This is a genomic window from Streptomyces sp. NBC_00457 (assembly GCF_036014015.1).
Classification (GTDB): Bacteria; Actinomycetota; Actinomycetes; order Streptomycetales; family Streptomycetaceae; genus Streptomyces.
In genome coordinates this window covers 366,461-385,033 of record NZ_CP107905.1, presented here as the reverse complement: position 1 = coordinate 385,033, position 18,573 = coordinate 366,461, and the positions used below count along the sequence as shown (strand labels likewise).

The following is an 18,573-nucleotide window of genomic DNA, read 5'->3' as shown; positions in this document are numbered from 1 at the left end:
GCGTGGCGGTTGATCAGGCGCCGGGCGGTGCCGTGCTGCCGCGCGTCAACAGGTGCGGGGTCGACGCCGTAACGACAGCGCGGTCACGCCGCTTCTCGATGCGCTCCAGCAGCAGCCGGGCAGCGGTCTCGCCCATCATGGCGCCCGCCTGGTCGACGCTGGTCAGGCTCACGGGGGCGAGGGCGGCGACAGAGGTGTTGTTGTATCCGGCGAGCGAGAGGTCGCCGGGGATGCGCAGGCCGAGTTCGGCGGCGGCCCGGAAGACTCCGGTCGCGGCGACGTCCGCACCGGCGAAGATCGCGGTGGGCGGGCGGGCGGAGGCGAGCAGTTCCATGGCGCCGCGGTAGCCGCCCTCGTCCGAGTACCCGGAGTGCACCACCCGGGCCAGGTCCGCCAGGCCGTGCCGGGTCATCGCCGCGTGATAGGCGGCCCTGACGTGGTGCTCGGGCCGTTGTTCCCATCCGCTGCCCCGCACCGTCGGATGCGAGATGTGGGCGATGTCCCGGTGTCCCAGGCCGACCAGATGGTCGATGACCAGGTCGACGCCGGCCCCGTCCTGATTGACGACGCAGTCGTACGCCTGCGAGGGGTCGTGGTGGCCGATCACCACCGTCGGCACCGCGGCGGCGATGCGCACCACCTCCGTGCGGGGAACGGCGGGCGCGATCAGGATCAGGCCGTCCATCTGCCGGTCCACCATGGCGTGGATCAGTTTGGTCTGATCCTCCATCTCGGAGGAGATGCTGGACCCGATGAACAGCGCGTACTCGGTGTTCCGCAGCTGCGCGTCCACGCCTTCCAGCAGGTCGGCGTAGAAGGCGTTGCGGATGCTCGCGAGCAGAACGCCGATCGTGTAGGTGCGGCCCCTCATGCCACGGGCGGCGGCGTGCGGGCGGTAGCCCAGCTCGGCCATGGCCGTCTGCACCCGCTCCCGCATCGTGGGGCTCACCCCGTAGGCGTTGCGCAGCACCTTCGACACGGCGGAGGTGGACACGCCCGCGGTGCGCGCGACGTCGGTGATGGTGACCCTTTTCGAGCCGCCTGCCGATTGCATGGGGTCCCCTCCGTGGTCATGCGCCGCTTGCCCTTTTGGTGTTTCCGGAACGTTACCTGCGGATGGCTTGACGGCTCCGGTCCGTTCGCTTCACCCTGTGGGACAGCTCTTCGTAGAACGTTACACGAAAGGTCCTCTGGCAGGCCCGCCGGGTGACTGCGGTACAGCCGGTCGCCCGGGGTGTCAGAAGTGGTCGATCGCGCCAGAGGGTCTGGAGGCCACTGTCCAATCGTGACCCAGTGTCCAAGCGTCACTGTCGCGAGGTGCCAAACCCCTGGATTGAAACGATTCATCACGCTCGAACGAAGGAACTTCCCATGAGGTCAACCACTCGCGCCAAGAGAAGGACGGCCGTTGCGGCTGCCGCCGCTCTGCCGCTCCTGCTCAGCGCGTGCAGCGCCGGCTCTCTCGGCTCGTCCAGCGGGGACGGCAGCGCGACGACGATCAAGCTGCTCGTCGACAACGCGCCCGACAACCTCGAGGCCGCCAAGCGGCTGGCGAAGGACTTCGAGGCCGAGAACCCGACGATCAGGGTCAGCGTGGAGACGCGTCCCGGTGGAGTCGACGGCGACAATCTCATCAAGACGCGGCTGCAGACGGGCAGCATGAGCGACCTCTTCTCGTACAACACCGGTTCCCTGTTCCAGCAGATCGACCCGGGGAAGAACCTCACGCCGATCACTCAGGACCCGTACGTCAAGACGCTCGACAAGTCCTTCCTCCCGCAGGTCACGGTCAACGACCAGACATACGGCGTCCCCTTCGGCTCGGCTCTGGGCGGCGGTGTCCTCTACAACAAGAAGGTCTACGCCAAGCTCGGCCTGAACGTGCCGACGACCTGGGCTCAGTTCATCGACAACAGCAAGAAGATCAAGGCCGCCGGCATCGCCCCGGTTATCCAGACCTACCAGGAAACCTGGACGTCGCAGCTCCTCGTACTGGGCGATTTCCATAACGTGTCCGCCGCGGAACCGGACTTCGCGGAGAAGTACACCGCCAACAAGGTGAAATTCGCGACCGACGCGAACGCGGTCAAGGGCTTCGAGCGTCTGGAGCAGATCCATGACCTGAAGCTCAAGAACTCCGACTTCGCGTCGGCCACGCTCGTCAAGGGCCTGCAGATGCTGGCCACCGGCAAGGGTGCCCAGTACCCGATGCTCTCCACCGTCATCGGCGCGATCAAGACGAGCAACCCGGACCAGCTGAACGACATCGGCTTCTTCGCCCTGCCCGGAGACGACGCCTCGGCCAACGGCCTGACGGCGTGGTTCCCTAACGCCTTCTTCGTCCCGAAGAGCACCACCGGGGACAAGCTCACCGCGGCTCGGAAGTTCCTCGCGTTCGCCGCGAGCCCGGCCGGCTGCACCTCCCAGGCGAAGGCGTCGACGCCGACCGGCCCCTACCTGGTCAAGGGCTGCACCCTGCCGGCGGATGTCCCCACCATCACCAAGGACGTCGCGGCGTACTTCACGAAGGGCGCCCAGAGCCCGGCCCTGGAGTTCCTCTCGCCGGTCAAGGGCCCGAGCCTGGAGCAGATCTCCGTCCAGGTCGGCTCCGGCATCACCAGCGCGAAGACGGGCGCGGCCCAGTACGACAAGGACGTCAAGAAGCAGGCTCAGCAGCTCGGGCTGTCGGGCTGGTAGGGAACGGAACCCAGTGCCTCCCCGGCTCCGGCAGGAGCGCGGGGAGGCACCCGAGAGAGGTCGATCGATGACCACAGTTGCACCGACCAGGCCACCGACGGCCAAACAGCCGACAGCGGCGACCAGGGCCCGCCGGTCAGCCAAGATGCGCAGCGCCTATCCCACCTGGTTCTACCTGCCCGCCGCGGTGATCTACGGGACGCTGTTCCTGATCCCTACCTTCGCGTCGTTCTACTTCAGCCTGACCAGGTGGACCATCTCCAAGTCGACCTTCATCGGGCTGGACAACTACACCGAGTTCTTCCAGGAGACCGCCCTCGTCAAGGGCCTCGTCAACACCTTCCTCTACGCGGTCGTCACCTCGGGCCTCAAAGTGGTCCTCGGCCTCCTCCTGGGAATCCTGCTGACCAGCCAGATCCGCGCCCGCGGCTATCTGCGGTCGGTGGTGTTCTTCCCGGTGCTGGTCAGCACCGTGGGCGTCGGCATCACCTTCACCGCGTTCATGGATCCCTCCACCGGCGCGATCAACAAGGCTCTTTCGGCGGTCGGTATCGACGGTCCGGGATGGCTGACGAACCCGTCGCTGGCACTGTTCTCGGTGGCCTTCGTCGACGTCTGGAAAGGCGTCGGCCTGGCCACCGTCATCTACATCGCAGGCATCGTGTCCATCCCGCAGGACTACTACGAGGCGGCGAAGATCGACGGGGCGGGTCCGTGGCAGCTGTTCCGCAACGTCATCCTGCCCTTGAGCTGGCCGGCGACCTCGACCGTCATCATCCTGTCGCTCATCGGCGGCCTGCGGTCCTTCGACCTCATCTGGGCCATGACGCGCGGCGGTCCGGGCTTCAGCTCCGACGTGGTCGCCTCCGTCATCTACAAGCAGTACCAGGCGGGCTTCTACGGCCTGTCGACCGCCGGAAACGTCATCCTCTTCCTGGTCGTGACGGCGATCATCGTCCCGTTGTCCCGCTTCCTGGCCCGCAAGGAGGTGGAGCGATGAAGAACCCCGCCCGTACCTGGCTCGCCGTCCTGTCGGTCGCCGTCAGCATCGTCGTCTTCGTCGTCCCGTTCGCGCTCATCGTGCTCACGGCCGTGAAGGATCCCCAGCAGGCCGCGCAGCTCGACTTCTCCTGGCCGCGCAACTTCCAACTGGTGGACAACCTCGTCCAGGTGGTGCAGGCCCGGGACTACATCCTCACCATCGCCTTCATCAACAGCGTGATCCTGACCGTCGCGAGTGTGGCGGTGATGGTCGTCCTCGGGGCGATGGTCGCCTTCGTGCTGCAGCGCCGGGTCACCCGGTGGACGGGCCTGATCAATTTCCTGGTCCTGTCCGGGCTGATCATCCCGCCGGCGGTCGTCCCGACGATCTGGGTCCTGCAGAAGGCCGGCCTGTTCGGCACCCTCCCCGGGCTGATCCTGGTGGAGATCGCGTTCGGCCTGTCCTTCTCCATCCTGCTGTTCCGCGCCTTCATCGCCACCATCCCGCGCGAACTCGACGAGGCCGCCATCATCGACGGGGCGTCGCCGCTGCGGCTGTTCTTCCGGGTCATCTTCCCGGTGCTGCGGTCGGTGATCGTGACGGTGATCGTCGTGCAGTCGGTGGCGGTCTTCAACGACTTCACCAACCCGCTGTACTTCCTGCCCGGCGAGCAGAACGCCACCGTTCAGCTGACGCTGTTCAACTTCCAGAGCCAGTACAGCACCAGCTACAACCTGCTTTTCATGGACATCCTGCTCATCACGGTTCCGCCGCTGATCATGTTCCTGTTCTTCAACCGGCAGATCGTGGCGGGCATGACCGCCGGAGCGGTCAAGGGCTAGGCGCTCCGCTGGAATGCCGGTGAGGAACCTGCGGGCCGGTGAGGGCTCGTCGCTCCGCCACTCTCGACTTCGCTCGAGCGGGGCCCCCATCGCGGCGGAGCCGCACATTGTCACAGCCCCGTGCCCCTTACGGGGCGCGGCACCGCACCGGACTTCACCAAAGCCGCTTGGCCGAACAGACAGGGACCCCGGCAGCGGCTCGAGCCATGCCGGGCGGGCCGGAGCCCGGCCCCACACCCGCCCCCGGGGAGACGCGATCCGGCGGAACCGCCGGTCCGGCCCGCATCCGCGCGCTGTGCCGATTTCCCAGACTCCCCGCTCGTTACAGCGCTGCCCGAAACAGCCAACGCCGACGGGGATGATCCCCGCCCCTCCACAGCGACACAAAGGAGTCTCGCATGCACGTCCACAACGACCCGGGGCCACGTCCGGGGTTCGGCGCAAGACGCGGCCGGCCCGCACTCGCAGCGGCCCTGGTCGCTTTCCTGACCGTTCTCGGCCTGGTCACCGCATCTCCCGCCCAGGCGCTCAGCGGTGACCTCCGCATGCACGACCCGAGCGTCATCAAGGTGGGCAGCTGCCACTACGGCTTCTCCACCGGGTTCGAGAACGACTCGCTCAACCCCAGCGGAGCCATCACCATCCGCAAGACGTGCAACGCCACCGCGGCGTCCGGATGGACAAAGGTGGGCAACGTCTGGGAGTCGACCCCGTCCTGGATCACCGACAAGCTCGGCTCGACCCCGCCGAACATCTGGGCCCCGGACATCAAGTACTTCAACGGCAAGTACCACCTGTACTACGCCGGTTCCCTCTGGGGTACCAACTACGCCGTGATGGGCCTTGCCACCGCCACCAACATCGAGGGTCCCTGGACCGACCAGGGCATGGTCACCGACGTCAACTACCCGATCGACGCCAACGTCGACTGGGGACCGGACGGGCGGCTGTACATCTCCTGGGGCTCCTGGACCGGCTCCGGCACCTACATGCACGTCCTGGACCAGTCCACCGGCAAGCTGTCCACCACCGACCACAACCTCTGGCGCATCGCCGTCAACATCGAGAACCCGACGATCATCCTCAACGGCGGTTACTACTACCTCTTCGGCTCCAAGGGCACCTGCTGCAGCGGGACCAACAGCACGTACTACACCGTGGTCGGCCGGTCCACCAGCATCACGGGACCGTACCTCGACCAGAACGGTACGGACATGGCCGCCAACGGCGGCACCACCGTCCTGACTGGCGCCTACCCCAAGGTGGCCGCCGGCGGAGCCGACGCCTTCGACGACGGCGCGTCCAAGTTCCTCGCCTACCACTACTACGACGGCAACAACTCCGGACAGGAGACCCTCGACATCCGAAAGGTGACCTTCGCGAACGGCTGGCCGGTCGTCGCCGGCCCGCTGGGGGCCCCGAACAACCACCTGCTGAACCGGAACAGCGCCAAGTGCGCGGACGTCTGGAGCCTGAGCACGGCGGACGGGGCGGCGGTCAACTCAGGGAACTGCAACGCCGGAGCCAACCAGCAGTGGGAGCCCAAGGCCGTCGGCTCCAACTACAGGCTGGTCAACGTCAACAGCGGCAAATGTCTGCAGATTTCCGGCGCGTCCAAGGCCGACGGAGCGGTGGCAGTCCAGTCGACGTGCACCGGGGGATCGCACCAGCTGTGGAAGAGGACAGCGGTCATCGGCGGCTACGTCACCTTCACCAACGTGCGCAGCGGCAAGTGCCTCCAGGTCGCCGGGGCGTCGACCGCCAACGGCGCGGCAGTGGACCAGTCGACCTGCACCGCCGGCGCGAACCAGCAGTGGATGGCGGTCTGACGCGCGGGACAACCGCCGACCGGCGGGGACTCCGGGCGGGCCGTGCACCTCGGCCTGCCCGGAGTCGACACCTGCGCGATCACCAGCGCCACGTCGCGCGGCGAGCCGACTCCGTCGCCACAGCCGCTGGTTGAAGAGCTCCGAGGTGGAAGCCGTCTACGCCGAAGGAGGAGCGGAGGTCCGGCGCGGCACCAGAGTGGGGGAGAGCTTGACCTGTGTCGGTGCCTTCTGGCGGTCGGCGATCCGCTCGAGGAGGAGGCGGGCGGCGTTCGCGCCGATCTCGGTGCCCGCCTGGTCGACGCTCGTGAGCGAGATCGGGCCGAAGGAGGCGAAGGTCGTGTTGTCGTAGCCGGCCACCGAGATGTCCCCGGGAACGGACAGCCCGGCTTCGGTGAACGCCTCCAGCACGCCCATGGCAACGATGTCCGCACCGGCGAAGACCGCCGTGGGCCTCAGCGGCCGCGCGAGGAGTTCCTTCGCACCCTCGTACCCGCCCTGCTGGGTGTAGCTGGTGGAGACGATGTCGATCTCGTCCGCGAGGCCGAGGGACCGCATGGCCTGCCGATAGCCGTCCGCGCGCTGGGCGTTGGGCATCTCCGCGATGCGCGTCGGGTCGGTTTCGTGGTGCTCGATATGGGCGATCCGGCGGTGCCCGAGGCCGGCGAGGTGACGGACGACGAGGAACGCGCCTGCCACGTCGTCGTCCGTGACGGCGTCGTACACCGGGGAGTGCCCGTGCCGGCCGACGACCACGGTCGGGACGGCGGAGGCGACGCGTTCGAGATGGGCGCGCGGTGAGATGGGCGCGATCAGGATGAGCCCGTCCATCCCGCGGTCGATCATGGCTTCCGTGACGCGTGCCTCCGCCTTCTCGTCATTGCAGCCGCCAGGCCCCAGGAACACCTGGTAGTCGGTGTCCGCGAGCCAACCGGTGATTCCGTCGAGGATCTCGGGGAAGAAGGGATTGCGGATGTCGGGCAGCATCACACCGATGGTGTACGTCTGCCCGCGCAGCCCCCGAGCGGCCGCGAACGGCCGGTAGCCCAGCTCGTCGATCGCCCGGCGCACCTTCGCGCGCATCTCGGGGCTGGCGCCGTAGGCGTTGCGCAGCACCTTGGACACAGCGGTCGTGGACACCTGGGCGTGACGCGCGACGTCGACGATCGTGACGCGGCGCCGCGCTGCTGGCGGCTCCATTCGGGCGCCCTCCGACGTAGTGGGGAACGTTGCCGCAGAGTGTACGGACGAAGGCACAGATCAGTAAGGCGATGCTCATGGTCGAGCTGCCCTTGTCGCCGTAACGGCAGCGCAGTTTGCGCGGCATCTTGACGTCATGCGGGACGCTCTCTAGGGTCTGGCAGCACCCTGTGGGGAACGTTACCCACGAGCCGGGATCGGATCACCCGTACTCGGTACCGGACCACATCCCAAAGACATGACAGCCGGCTGGTCGCCCTACGGCGTCGAGTCGACCGAAGCTCTGATTGCGCCACTCTTTGAAACGTTTCAAGGAAGAAGTCCGCCTGTGACCCTGGCCCCGCACGAGCAACTGACGGACCACGACCGCACTTCTCGCACGACGCCGGTGGCCAAGGCGCACCGTCCCCGCAACAACCCGCCCTGGTGGTTCGCGCTGCCCGCCCTGCTGCTGTTCGCCTTCGTCGTCCTGGTGCCGAGCGTGCGCGGTGTGTACTACGCCTTCACCGACTGGGACGGCCTCGACCCCGACTTCTCCTTCGTCGGGCTGGACAACTTCGCCGACATGTTCGGCGACGCCGACGCCAAGCAGGCCATCTGGCACACCCTGCTGATCGCCGTGTCGATCACGGTCATCCAGAACGCGCTGGGTCTGGCGCTGGCTCTCGGGGTCAACGCGGCCATCAAGTCCCGCAACGTGCTGCGGGTGTTCCTGTTCGCCCCGGCCGTGATCACGCCGATCGTCACCGCCTACCTGTGGCGGAACCTGCTCGGCCCGGACGGGGCGGTCAACAGCCTGCTGGGCGCGGTGGGACTGGGCGGCTGGCGACAGGACTGGCTGGGCAGTCCGAGCCTTGCGCTGTGGTCCGTGGTCGCGGTGATCGTGTGGCAGTTCGCGGGCTACTCCATGGTCATCTTCCTGGCAGGGCTGCAGTCGGTGCCGAAGGAGATCCATGAGGCCGCGGAGATTGACGGAGCCGGTCCCGTACGGCGCTTCTGGTCGGTGACCCGGCCGCTGCTGGCTCCCGCGTTCACCGTCAACCTGATGCTGTCGATCATCGGTGGGCTCAAACTGTTCGACCAGGTCTACGCGCTGACGGGCGGCGGGCCCGGGCACGCCACCGACACCATCTCGACGTTGATCTTCAAAGACGCCTTCACCCTGGGCGAGTTCGGCTACAGCATCGCCCTCGCCGTGGTGCTGACGATCATCGTCGCGGTCGTGTCCAGCGGTCAGTACCTGCTGCTGTCCCGCAACGAGAGGGCCGTGTCATGAACCGCTACCGTCCCCGCACGCTCGCCCTCGAACTGGCGATGATCGCCGCCGCGCTCTTCGTGGGCTTCCCCGTGTACGTCCTCGTCAACCTCGCGGTTCGACCGACGTCGGACACCTCCTCGCCCATCGAACCGACCTCCTCCCCGACCCTGGACAACTTCTCGCAGGCCTGGCAACAGGGCGCGCTCGGCGGCGCGTTGGCCAACAGCGTGCTGGTGACGGTGTGCAGCGTCGTCATCGTGCTGGCCGTCTCCTCGCTCGCCGCCTATCCGCTGGCCCGCGTCACGGCACGCTGGTCACGCGGCACCTACCTGCTGGTCCTCCTGGGCCTGGTCCTGCCCTTCCAACTCGCCTCGCTGCCGCTCTACCAGACCATGCGCGACATGGGGCTGCTCGGCACCCCTTGGGCACTGGTCCTCTTCTACTCCGGTCTACAAGTGCCCTTCACCGTCTTCCTCTACGTCGGTTTCCTGCGCGCCCTGCCCCGCGACTTCGAGGACGCCGCCCTGATCGACGGCTGCACACCCTTGCAGGGCTTTCGGCACGTCGTGCTGCCGATGCTCAAGCCGGTCACCGTGACGGCTCTGGTGCTCAACACCGTCGCGGTCTGGAACGACTTCTTCACCCCGCTGCTGTACCTCAGCGGCAGCGCCCAGCAGACCCTGCCGGTCGCGATCGCCGGCTTCGTCGGCCAGTACGTCACCGACTGGAACCTCATCTTCGCCGCCCTGGTGATCAGCATCCTGCCCGTACTGATCGTCTACTTCCTGCTGCAGCGCAGCATCATCAACGGCTTCGCGGGAGGGCTGCGGGGATGACACACGACACCCGCCCCACACCCACGGCCGTGGCCTCTTCCCCGAGGGAGACATCATGAAGACACGCACACCAGCGGTCCTGCTGGCCGCGGTGACAGCCACCGCGCTCCTCGCCGCATGCAGCGGCGGCACCAAAGCGGGCGACTCGGGCGGCGGTGGTGGTTCCAAGACCCTGACGCTGGCCTCGGTCGACCAGGGCTCTGTCGAGGACGTGGTCAAGGCGTTCGAGAAGGCCAACCCCGGTGTCAAGGTCCGCTACACCACCAGCGGAGCCGACCAGTACCAGCAGCAGATCCGGACCCAGCTCTCCTCCGGCACGGCACCCGACGTGATGTCGGTCTGGCCGGGCAACGGCAACCCCGGCGCCACCCACGTCCTGGCCAAGCCGGGTTACCTGCGCGACCTCTCGGACCAGGACTGGGCCGCCAAGATGCCCGACGCGATCAAGACCGTCGCCCAGTACGAGGGGAAGACCTACAACGCCGTCTTCGGGCAGAACGGGATCGGCGCGGTCTACAACGAGCAGGCCATGGAGAAGGCCGGACTCACCCCGCCGGACACCTGGACGAAGCTGCTGTCCTTCTGCCGGGACGCGAAAGCCAAGGGAACTCCCGCCTTCGCGCTGGGCAACCAGGACAACTGGGTGACCCAACTCGTCCTGTACGCCCTGGTCGCCACGACCGTGTACGGGGACGACCGGGAATTCGACGAGAAGATGCAGGCCGGGCGGGCGACCTTCGCGCAGTCGCCGTGGACCACTGCCCTGGACAAGTACCTGACGATGGAGCGGACGGGGTGCTTCCAGGAGAATCCGCTGGGCACCAACTACGAAGCCAGCCAGCGGCTCGCCGCCACCGGCAAGACGCTCGGCATCGTCCAGGGCAACTGGGTGATCGCGCTGCTGAAGGGGCTGAACCCGCAGGGCACGTACACCTTCAAGGCGCTGCCGGCCACTGACGCCCCGTCCGCGACGCTCATCCCGGCCGCCGCGGGTGCCGGTTACGGAGTGAACGCCAAGGCCAAGAACGAGGATCTCGCCCTGAAGTTCGTGAACTTCGTGATGTCGCCCGAGGGTATGAACCTGTTCGTCAAGAAGCAGGGGGGTCTGCCCTCGCTCCCCGACACGGGGTTCGCGGTCGACCCGTCCCTGACCGAACTCTCCACGTTCATCCAGGACGGTCGCACGGTCCCGTTCATGGACCAGTTGTGGCCCAACGCCAAGGTCCAGCAGACCATGCTCAGCGGGCTCCAGGAGATCTTCAGCGACCAGTCCACGCCCGACAAGCTCCTCGGCGAAATGGACGCCGACTACAAAGCCGGAAGCTGACCTGAAACGTTCACATCAACGGAGGTTCTGGCATGTCCGATATCCCCAGCGTCGAGGTGAGCCGTAGACAGGTGGTGGGCACCATGGCCGTCTCCGCGGTAGGACTGGCCGGGCTGCCCGTGCATGCGGCCCACGCCGACGAGGAGGGTGACAGACACGGAGCGCGGGTCACCGGGCTCGCTGTCGACGGCCGCGAGGACAGCCCTCTCGGTGTCGACGACCCTGCCCCGCGGCTGAGTTGGCGGGTGGTCGGCGCCGGTGCCGGGTGGACGCAGTCCGCGTACCAGATCCACGCGGCGCGCACGGAGAAGGATCTCGACCGGGGCCGGCTGCTGTGGGACAGCGGCAAGGTCCGCTCCTCGGCCCAGACCGATGTGGCCTGGCGAGGCCCCGCGCCGGCCTCGCGCGACCGGGTGGTGTGGCGGGTGCGGGTCTGGAGCGCCGACGGGGACACGACGCCGTGGAGCCGGTCCGTCTCGTGGGAGGCGGGGCTCCTCAAGCGCTCCGACTGGGGCGAGGCCCGCTGGATCGAGTACCCGGGCCGCAGCGTCGACCAGCCGCTTCCCGTGTTCGCCCGCTCCTTCCGAACGGGCGGAAGGGTCGTCAGCGCGAGGCTGTATCTCTCCGGCGTCGGACTGCATGTGGCCCGGCTCAACGACAAGCCCGTCACCGACGAGGTGCTTGCTCCGGGCAACTCCAACTACCAACTCTCCACCGAGTACCGGGTCTACGACGTCACGCGCCTCGTCCGCTCCGGCGACAACACCCTGGGCGTCGAGCTGGGCCACGGGACGGCACTGGTGACCCGTTCCGTCACGTATCCCAGCGCCGGTCGCACCGCCCCGTACAGCTGGTGGCAGAGCCAGTTCAAGGGGAGCGGCACCCTCGTCGCGCCTGTCGCCCAGGGCGCCACCACCATCAACGTGAGCAGCGTGCAGGGCTACCACGTCGGCGGCACCGTCAACATCGACACCGGCGACGGCGGCGAGCGCCTGGAGTCCCGCACCATCACCGCGATCGGCAGCGCCGATATCAGCTTCCACCCCGGCCTCACCTCGGGACACGACAGCGGGGCAGCCGTCACCGCCTCCGGCAACTCCCTCGCGAGCACCGACCCGAGCGCAGGTGCCGCCGTCACGCCACGCCTGATCGCCCGTCTGGAAATCACCAAGGCCGACGGGACGGTCCAGACCGTCGTCAGTGACGGCTCGTGGCGTACGGCCCTCGGTCCGACCACCACGGCCAACTGGTACTCCGGCTCCGACTACGACGCCCGCCGCGAGCAGCCCGCCTGGACCGCCCCCGGGGCGGACCTCGGCGCGGCGGCGCGGCGGCGCGACGGCACGCCCATGGGCTGGACCGACGCCGGAATCGCCCCCCCACCCAACCTGACCACCGAACTGGTCTGGCGCGTGGCCGAGCCGCTCAAGGTCGCCGACAAGCTCCACCCGGTCGGCGTCACACAGCCCCAACCCGGCGTGTGGGTCTTCGACTTCGGGCAGAACTTCGCCGGCTGGCCGCTGCTCAGGCTCGACGGCCCGCTCCCGGCCGGAGCCACCGTCAAGCTGTACCCCGCCGAGTCGCTCAACGCCGACGGCACGGTCAACCAGGCGTCCATCATGGGTGGCGGCTCCGCCCGCGGCACCGACGTCTTCGCCTCCTACACGACATACGGCGATCAGCGTGGCGAGAGCTGGCACCCGCAGTTCCACTACTTCGGCATGCAGTGGCTCCAGGTGACCGGCCTGCCCGAGGGCTACGTACCGACCCGGGACACGGTCACCGGCCTGCAGATCCATGCGGACGTGCCGGAGGCCGGCTCCGTGCGGACCTCCGACGACCGGATCAACCGCATTCACCGGATGTCCCGTTACTCGATCATGAGCAACACCATGTCCACCTTCACGGACTGTCCCGGACGCGAAAAGCTCGCCTACCCCGCCGACTACGTGCAGCCCTTCGGATCCCTCCACCGCACCTTCGGATACGCGGCCTACCTGCGTACCATGCAGCGGCACTTGGCGGAGGGCCAGTCCAGGGCCGGCGACAACATCGGCAACGTGGCGCTCAAGGCCCCGGTCTACGACTGGGGTTACACCGGCAGGTTCGGCGACGAGATCAACTGGGGCAACGGCATCATCCTCGTGCCCTGGCTGCTGTACGAGACGTACGGCGACACCCAGACGATGAGCCGCTACTACCCGCAGATGCAGGCCTTCCTGAACTACATCAGGACCAGGAAGGCAGGCACCGGCGCGGACGCCTACATCGTCAACGCCGCGCTGGCCGACTGGATCGCCAGCGAGAACACCTCGGGCCGCATCACCGGAACCTGGGGCTACCACCAGATCGCCGACCGCATGGCCCGGATGGCAGCGCTGATCGGGCGCGACGCCGACGCCTCCGAGTACCGCAACCTCGCCGCCAACATCAAAGACGCCTTCAACGACGCCTTCTACAACGTGAGCCTCGGCCGCTACACCGCCGATGGCGAACAGGGCATTGCCGGGGCGACCCAGGCCGCGCAGGCGCTCGCGCTGGACGAGGGACTGGTACCGGAGGGCGAGCGGGGGAAGGTCCTCGACGCGCTGGTCGAACTGGTCCGTGCCCACCAGCCTTTCGGGGGCGGACCGCACTTCAGCGGCGGCACCATAGGCCTCGCGCCGATCGTCCGGGCGCTGCACGACGGCGGCCGCGACGACGTCCTGTGGGAGGTCCTCCAGCAGGACACCCGTCCCGGCTACGGCTACCTCATGACGCCCACGACAGCCAATCCCGGTGGCCTGACGACCATTCCCGAGCAGTGGGACATGGGCAACTCCAAGAACCACATGATCCTGCTCCAGATCGAGGAGTGGTTCCACAGCGGCCTGGCGGGCATCCGCCAGCCGCGTGGCAAGGCCGGCTATCGCGAGCTGGTCATCGACCCTCGTCCGGTCGGCGGACTCACCCATGTCGAGGGCAGCTACCGCACTCCGCACGGGCTGGTGTCCGCGGAGTGGACCCGTAAGGACGGCAGGTTCCGGCTGGACGTCGAGATCCCGCCCAACACCACGGCGGAGGTCCGGGTGCCCACCGGCGGACGCCGTGCCCAAGTGGCCTCAGACGGCGCGGAGTTTCGTGGCGTGCGGGGCGACCGTGCCACCTACGCCGTGTCCTCGGGTCGGTACACGTTCACAGCCCGCGAAATCGAGAGGAAGACGGCAAGACGCGGGATAAGCACGGCCGCAACAAGCGCTTCCGCCGACTGATCTCCCGCTTCCCCACCGCCCGGCTCAAGGCCCGGCTGGTGGCGATGGCCGTCGAGCAGGACATCGTGCTCGCCGCGGTCGATCCGGCGACGGACGGCACCGCCCCTACACGACCGGAGTGGTCGTGCGGGGCATCGGACCGCCCAGGCCGGACCGGAGGCCCGGCGGCGTGAGGGAAACCCGCCCCCCGCGTTCCCGGACCACGCACAGACGCGTGCCGCCCGGACGCGGGGCGGAAGCGGGCGACCAGCGTGCTCGACACCGTTCGGAGCACGCGGCTGAGCATGCGTCCTGGCAACAGGACTCGCTCCCGCTCAGTCCATAGGAACGGTTTCAGCGAGCAGCCCCAGCGAGCCGACGTGCAGCGCCGCGCCCAGGGGCAGCCCGCCACCGCCGGGAAGGGCGGCGAGGTGCTCCGGGCGTAGGTCACGGTCGGCGGGCGGCAGCGTTCGCATGGAAGGAGTGGACGGCCGGTCCGAGGGGCGCGCAGCGGATCGCCGAAGTGGTCGTCGCAGACGCAGGCGAGCAGCGCCGTGGGGACTTCGAGGCGGCCAGGTCCGGCGGCGACGTCGGGTCTGTCTGCGGATTCCGGTCTGGCACTCATGCGGGACTCCTTGGAGACGGCGGAGGCGCCCCGCACCCCCTCGCGAGACAGCTTGACGATAGATTCGCAGAAGTTTTCTCGCAAGATGTGTTAACAACGGCGCAGTCTCCTGATAATAATTCGGCCATCGATATCGCGCCCCACACCCCAGGGTCGCGTCCACACCCTCCCCAGCCGAGCTCAGTCAAGGTCCCGACGAGCGGCGCCGCGGCGGGAGCCCCTACGCAGTTTCCAGACCCACCCGCACGAGAGGTCCCTCATGCGATCCACCAGATACGCCCTCATAGCCGGCGCCGCCGCCACCGCTCTCCTCGCCACCGCCTGTTCCGGAGCCGGGGCCGGCGGCAGCGACAGCGGGGGCAAGAGCATCAACGTCCTGATGGTCGGCAACCCGCAGATGGAGGACATCGCGAAGCTGACCAAGAGCACCTTCACCAAGGACACCGGGATCAAGGTCAACTTCACGATCCTTCCCGAGAACGAGCTGCGCGACAAAGTCACCCAGGACATCGCCACCCAGGCCGGCCAGTACGACGTGGCCACCATCGGTGCCTACGAGGTGCCGATCTGGGAGAAGAACGGCTGGCTGCACGACCTGGGCTCGTACGCCGACAAGGACACCAGCTTCGACAAGGCCGACCTGCTCAAGCCGATGGTCCAGTCGCTCACCGGCTCGGACGGCAAGCTCTACGCCCTGCCGTTCTACGGCGAGTCCTCGATGCTCATGTACAACAAGGACGTCATGAAGGCGAAGGGCATCACGGTGCCCGAACGGCCGACCTGGCAGCAGATCGCCGACATCGCGGCCGAGGTCGACGGCGCCGAGCCCGGCATGAAGGGCATCTGCCTGCGCGGTCTGGCCGGCTGGGGGGAGCTGGGTGCGCCGCTGACGTCCATGGTCAACACCTTCGGCGGCACCTGGTTCACCAAGGACTGGAAGGCGCAGGTCAACAGCGGCGGCTTCAAGGAAGCCACAAAGTTCTACGTCGACCTGGTCCGCAAGCACGGAGAGTCGGGCGCCCCGCAGGCCGGGTTCACCGAGTGCCTCAACGCGCTGAGTCAGAAGAAGGTCGCGATGTGGTACGACGCGACCAGCGCGGCCGGTTCACTCGAGGACCCCGCCTCCAGCAAGATCGCCGGGAATGTCGGCTACGCCTACGCGCCGACCGTCGAGACCAAGAGCAGCGGCTGGCTGTGGGCCTGGGCCTGGGCCATGCCCAAGACCACCAAGAACGCCGACGCGGCCTCGCAGTTCATGCTGTGGGCCTCCAGCAAGAAGTACGAGCAGCTGGTCGGCGAGAAGCTCGGCTGGTCGCGTGTCCCGGCCGGCAAGCGGGCCAGCACATACGAGATCCCGCAGTACCAGAAGGCCGCCGGATCGTTCGGTGAGATCACCCTGAAGTCCATCGAGCAGGCCAACCCGGCCAACCCCGGCGTCCAGCCCAGGCCGACCGTGGGCATCCAGTACGTGGCCATCCCCGAGTTCCAGGACCTGGGTACCAAGGTCACCCAGGAGATCTCCGCCGCGATCGCCGGCAAGACCAGCGTGGACAAGGCACTCGACGACGGTCAGAAGCTCGCCGAGGAAGTCGCCAAGAACTACCAGTGACCCATACAAACCGCCCGGCCGGCCCTCCCCCCGGCCGGGCACCGCTTCCCCCTACCCGGCCGTCACTGGCGGAGGAACCATCGATGACCACGCTCACCGCACCCCCCAAGACCGCACCACCCCCCGCCCGAACCCAGAAGTCCTCGGGCATCAGCAAATGGAAGCGTCGCATCCCCCTGCTTCCGGCGCTGATCTTCACCATCGTCGTCACGCAACTGCCGTTCGTGGCCACGCTCGTGATCTCCACCTTCCAGTGGAACATCCTCAAGCCGGGCGAGAGGCACTTTGTCGGCCTGTCCAACTTCGCGTTCGTCTTCACCGACGAACGGCTGCGTACGGCGGTGCTCAACACCGTCGTCCTCACCGCGTCGGTGGTGGTCATCAGCGTGATCCTCGGCCTCGGCCTGGCGATGCTGCTCGACCGCCGGTTCGTCGGCCGTGGGCTGGCGCGCACCCTGCTCATCGCCCCGTTCCTGGTCATGCCGGTCGCCGCGGCGCTGCTGTGGAAGCACGCCATCTACAACCCCGACTACGGCCTGCTCAACGGCACACTCAACGCCGTATACCGACTGTTCGGAGCGGACAACGGCCCCACGGTCGACTGGATCTCCTCCTATCCCATGCCCGCCGTCGTGGTCTCACTGGTCTGGCAGTGGACCCCGTTCATGATGCTGATCCTGCTGGCCGGTCTGCAGGCGCAGCCCGGTGACGTCTTGGAGGCGGCCCGCATGGACGGCGCCTCCGCGCTGGCGACCTTCCGCTTCATCACGTTGCCGCACCTGCGCCAGTACATCGAGCTGGGTGTCCTGCTCGGCACGATCTACGTCGTGCAGACCTTCGACGCGGTCTTCACCATCACCCAGGGCGGGCCCGGCAAGCAGACGACCAACCTGCCCTACGAGATCTACCTGACCATGTTCCGCAAGTACGAGTACGGCGAGGCAGCCGCCGCCGGTGTTGTCGTCGTGCTCGGCGCGATCGTGATCGCGACGTTCGCGCTGCGCACCATCGCGTCGCTGTTCCGCGAGGAGGTGTCCCGATGACTCACGCAGCAGTCGCCGCGCCCGGGGCGAGGTTCAAGAAGTTCCTGCGCCGCAATCACGACCAGGGCGGTGCGCCGCGCCTTTCGCCGCTGTGGACGTTCGTCGCCTGGCTCGCCACGCTGGCGTTCTTCGCGCCGGTGGCGTGGATGGTGCTCACCTCCTTCCACCAGGAGGCCGACGCGGCGACGAACCCGCCGACCCCCTTCGCCGCCGTCACCTTCGACCAGTACAAGCTGCTGTTCAGCCGGGACATCACCCCGTTTCTCCTCAACTCGGCCATGGCCAGCGTCATTTCGACGGTGCTGGTGCTCGCCCTTGCGGTGCCGGCGGCCTACGCGCTGTCCATCAAGCCGGTCGAGAAGTGGACCGACGTGATGTTCTTCTTCCTGTCCACGAAGTTCCTCCCGGCCATCGCGGCCCTCCTGCCGGTGTACCTGATCGTCAAGGACGCCGGGATGCTGGACAACGTGTGGACGCTGATCGTGCTCTACACCGCCATGAACCTGCCGATCGCGGTGTGGATGATGCGTTCGTTCCTCGCCGAGGTCCCCAAGGAGATCCTGGAGGCGGCCGAGGTCGACGGGGCGGGACTGCTCACCGTGCTGTGGCGGGTCGTCGCGCCGGTTGCCATGCCCGGCCTCGCCGCCACCTCGCTGATCTGCTTCATCTTCAGCTGGAACGAGTTCATGTTCGCCGTGAACCTCACCGCGACGCAGGCTTCCACCGCGCCGGTCTTCCTGGTCGGGTTCATCACCAACGAGGGCCTGTTCCTGGCCCGGCTGTGCGCGGCGGCCACCCTCGTCTCGCTCCCGGTCCTGATCGCCGGCTTCGCCGCGCAGGACAAACTGGTCCGCGGCCTGTCCCTGGGAGCGGTGAAGTGACAGCCGTCGTCATCGCCCGGCCCATCGTCCCCGGCCACGAGTTCGCCGTCGGTGCGCGGGTCGCGGTCGGCCCGGGTATCGCCCACCCCGCGCCGCCGCCGAGTTCGTGGCCGCCCCGGTCGCCGACCGCGCGGTCCTGCCCGACGGCGTGCGCGGGCAAGATCCAGATTCAGCCCGGCCCGGCCTCCTCGTGAACGCCCCCCACCGAACGGAACCC

The 18,573-nt window shown here is 67.8% G+C and carries 15 protein-coding genes; 12 read left to right on the top strand and 3 right to left on the bottom strand.

The features are described from left to right. Positions 1-13 precede the first annotated feature (13 nt). The gene (locus OG828_RS01860) at positions 14-1,054 is read right to left on the bottom strand and encodes a LacI family DNA-binding transcriptional regulator (RefSeq protein WP_328499859.1); all 1,041 of its coding nucleotides are present in this window, start codon (positions 1,052-1,054) and stop codon (positions 14-16) included. Positions 1,055-1,371: 317 nt separating this feature from the next. On the opposite strand from OG828_RS01860, the gene OG828_RS01855 reads away from it, so the two are divergent. From OG828_RS01855 to OG828_RS01840, 4 genes are all read left to right on the top strand, one after another. After that, positions 1,372-2,697, top strand: coding sequence for an ABC transporter substrate-binding protein (locus tag OG828_RS01855; RefSeq protein WP_328499858.1), 1,326 nt, complete (start codon positions 1,372-1,374; stop codon positions 2,695-2,697). Between the two features lie 67 nt (positions 2,698-2,764). Continuing rightward, a complete protein-coding gene (locus OG828_RS01850; RefSeq protein WP_328499857.1) occupies positions 2,765-3,697 on the top strand; it encodes a carbohydrate ABC transporter permease in 933 nt (310 codons plus the stop codon). Continuing rightward, the gene (locus OG828_RS01845) at positions 3,694-4,521 is read left to right on the top strand and encodes a carbohydrate ABC transporter permease (protein ID WP_328499856.1); all 828 of its coding nucleotides are present in this window, start codon (positions 3,694-3,696) and stop codon (positions 4,519-4,521) included. Before OG828_RS01850 ends, OG828_RS01845 begins: the two co-directional genes overlap by 4 nt. Before the next feature lie 398 nt (positions 4,522-4,919). Continuing rightward, a complete protein-coding gene (locus OG828_RS01840; protein ID WP_328499855.1) occupies positions 4,920-6,350 on the top strand; it encodes a family 43 glycosylhydrolase in 1,431 nt (476 codons plus the stop codon). A gap of 156 nt (positions 6,351-6,506) precedes the next feature. On the opposite strand, the gene OG828_RS01835 is transcribed toward OG828_RS01840, so the two are convergent. Beyond that, positions 6,507-7,547: a LacI family DNA-binding transcriptional regulator gene (locus OG828_RS01835; protein WP_328499854.1), complete on the bottom strand. Its 1,041-nt coding sequence runs from the start codon at positions 7,545-7,547 to the stop codon at positions 6,507-6,509. 328 nt (positions 7,548-7,875) lie between these two features. Here OG828_RS01835 and OG828_RS01830 point away from each other — a divergent pair, with 328 nt between their 5' ends. From OG828_RS01830 to OG828_RS01815, 4 genes are read left to right on the top strand one after another with little or no spacing between them, the layout of a single operon-like run. After that, positions 7,876-8,823: a carbohydrate ABC transporter permease gene (locus OG828_RS01830; protein WP_328349484.1), complete on the top strand. Its 948-nt coding sequence runs from the start codon at positions 7,876-7,878 to the stop codon at positions 8,821-8,823. Beyond that, complete coding sequence (locus OG828_RS01825) at positions 8,820-9,641, top strand: carbohydrate ABC transporter permease (RefSeq protein WP_328349483.1); 822 nt, start codon at positions 8,820-8,822, stop codon at positions 9,639-9,641. Before OG828_RS01830 ends, OG828_RS01825 begins: the two co-directional genes overlap by 4 nt. 55 nt (positions 9,642-9,696) lie before the next feature. Further along, positions 9,697-10,968, top strand: a complete 1,272-nt coding sequence (locus OG828_RS01820) for an ABC transporter substrate-binding protein (RefSeq protein ID WP_328499853.1) — start codon at positions 9,697-9,699, stop codon at positions 10,966-10,968. Positions 10,969-11,000: 32 nt separating this feature from the next. Then, positions 11,001-14,219 carry a family 78 glycoside hydrolase catalytic domain gene (locus OG828_RS01815; protein WP_328499852.1) on the top strand — a complete coding sequence of 1,073 codons (3,219 nt, stop codon included), beginning with the start codon at positions 11,001-11,003 and terminating at the stop codon, positions 14,217-14,219. Between the two features lie 314 nt (positions 14,220-14,533). Here OG828_RS01815 and OG828_RS01805 read toward each other — a convergent pair whose 3' ends face one another. After that, positions 14,534-14,674: a hypothetical protein gene (locus tag OG828_RS01805; protein ID WP_328499851.1), complete on the bottom strand. Its 141-nt coding sequence runs from the start codon at positions 14,672-14,674 to the stop codon at positions 14,534-14,536. Between the two features lie 408 nt (positions 14,675-15,082). On the opposite strand from OG828_RS01805, the gene OG828_RS01800 reads away from it, so the two are divergent. The 4 genes from OG828_RS01800 to OG828_RS01785 all read left to right on the top strand — a co-directional run bounded on the left by OG828_RS01800 (position 15,083) and on the right by OG828_RS01785 (position 18,550). Beyond that, positions 15,083-16,432: an ABC transporter substrate-binding protein gene (locus tag OG828_RS01800; RefSeq protein WP_328499850.1), complete on the top strand. Its 1,350-nt coding sequence runs from the start codon at positions 15,083-15,085 to the stop codon at positions 16,430-16,432. A gap of 83 nt (positions 16,433-16,515) precedes the next feature. After that, positions 16,516-17,475 (top strand): carbohydrate ABC transporter permease, encoded by a 960-nt coding sequence (locus OG828_RS01795; RefSeq protein ID WP_328499849.1) that lies wholly within the window; start codon positions 16,516-16,518, stop codon positions 17,473-17,475. Then, positions 17,472-18,356 carry a carbohydrate ABC transporter permease gene (locus OG828_RS01790; RefSeq protein ID WP_328499848.1) on the top strand — a complete coding sequence of 295 codons (885 nt, stop codon included), beginning with the start codon at positions 17,472-17,474 and terminating at the stop codon, positions 18,354-18,356. Before OG828_RS01795 ends, OG828_RS01790 begins: the two co-directional genes overlap by 4 nt. Beyond that, a complete protein-coding gene (locus OG828_RS01785; RefSeq protein WP_328499847.1) occupies positions 18,353-18,550 on the top strand; it encodes a hypothetical protein in 198 nt (65 codons plus the stop codon). Before OG828_RS01790 ends, OG828_RS01785 begins: the two co-directional genes overlap by 4 nt. Positions 18,551-18,573 lie beyond the last annotated feature (23 nt).

Bases quoted from the DNA above. Each gene is read 5' to 3' on its own strand.
- OG828_RS01860 (WP_328499859.1), bottom strand. From the start codon at position 1,054: ATGCAATCGGCAGGCGGCTCGAAAAGGGTCACCATCACCGACGTCGCG.
- OG828_RS01815 (WP_328499852.1), top strand. From the start codon at position 11,001: ATGTCCGATATCCCCAGCGTCGAGGTGAGCCGTAGACAGGTGGTGGGC.
- OG828_RS01820 (WP_328499853.1), top strand. From the start codon at position 9,697: ATGAAGACACGCACACCAGCGGTCCTGCTGGCCGCGGTGACAGCCACC.
- OG828_RS01800 (WP_328499850.1), top strand. From the start codon at position 15,083: ATGCGATCCACCAGATACGCCCTCATAGCCGGCGCCGCCGCCACCGCT.
- OG828_RS01840 (WP_328499855.1), top strand. From the start codon at position 4,920: ATGCACGTCCACAACGACCCGGGGCCACGTCCGGGGTTCGGCGCAAGA.
- OG828_RS01805 (WP_328499851.1), bottom strand. From the start codon at position 14,674: ATGCGAACGCTGCCGCCCGCCGACCGTGACCTACGCCCGGAGCACCTC.
- OG828_RS01795 (WP_328499849.1), top strand. From the start codon at position 16,516: ATGACCACGCTCACCGCACCCCCCAAGACCGCACCACCCCCCGCCCGA.
- OG828_RS01790 (WP_328499848.1), top strand. From the start codon at position 17,472: ATGACTCACGCAGCAGTCGCCGCGCCCGGGGCGAGGTTCAAGAAGTTC.
- OG828_RS01850 (WP_328499857.1), top strand. From the start codon at position 2,765: ATGACCACAGTTGCACCGACCAGGCCACCGACGGCCAAACAGCCGACA.
- OG828_RS01835 (WP_328499854.1), bottom strand. From the start codon at position 7,547: ATGGAGCCGCCAGCAGCGCGGCGCCGCGTCACGATCGTCGACGTCGCG.
- OG828_RS01825 (WP_328349483.1), top strand. From the start codon at position 8,820: ATGAACCGCTACCGTCCCCGCACGCTCGCCCTCGAACTGGCGATGATC.
- OG828_RS01845 (WP_328499856.1), top strand. From the start codon at position 3,694: ATGAAGAACCCCGCCCGTACCTGGCTCGCCGTCCTGTCGGTCGCCGTC.
- OG828_RS01855 (WP_328499858.1), top strand. From the start codon at position 1,372: ATGAGGTCAACCACTCGCGCCAAGAGAAGGACGGCCGTTGCGGCTGCC.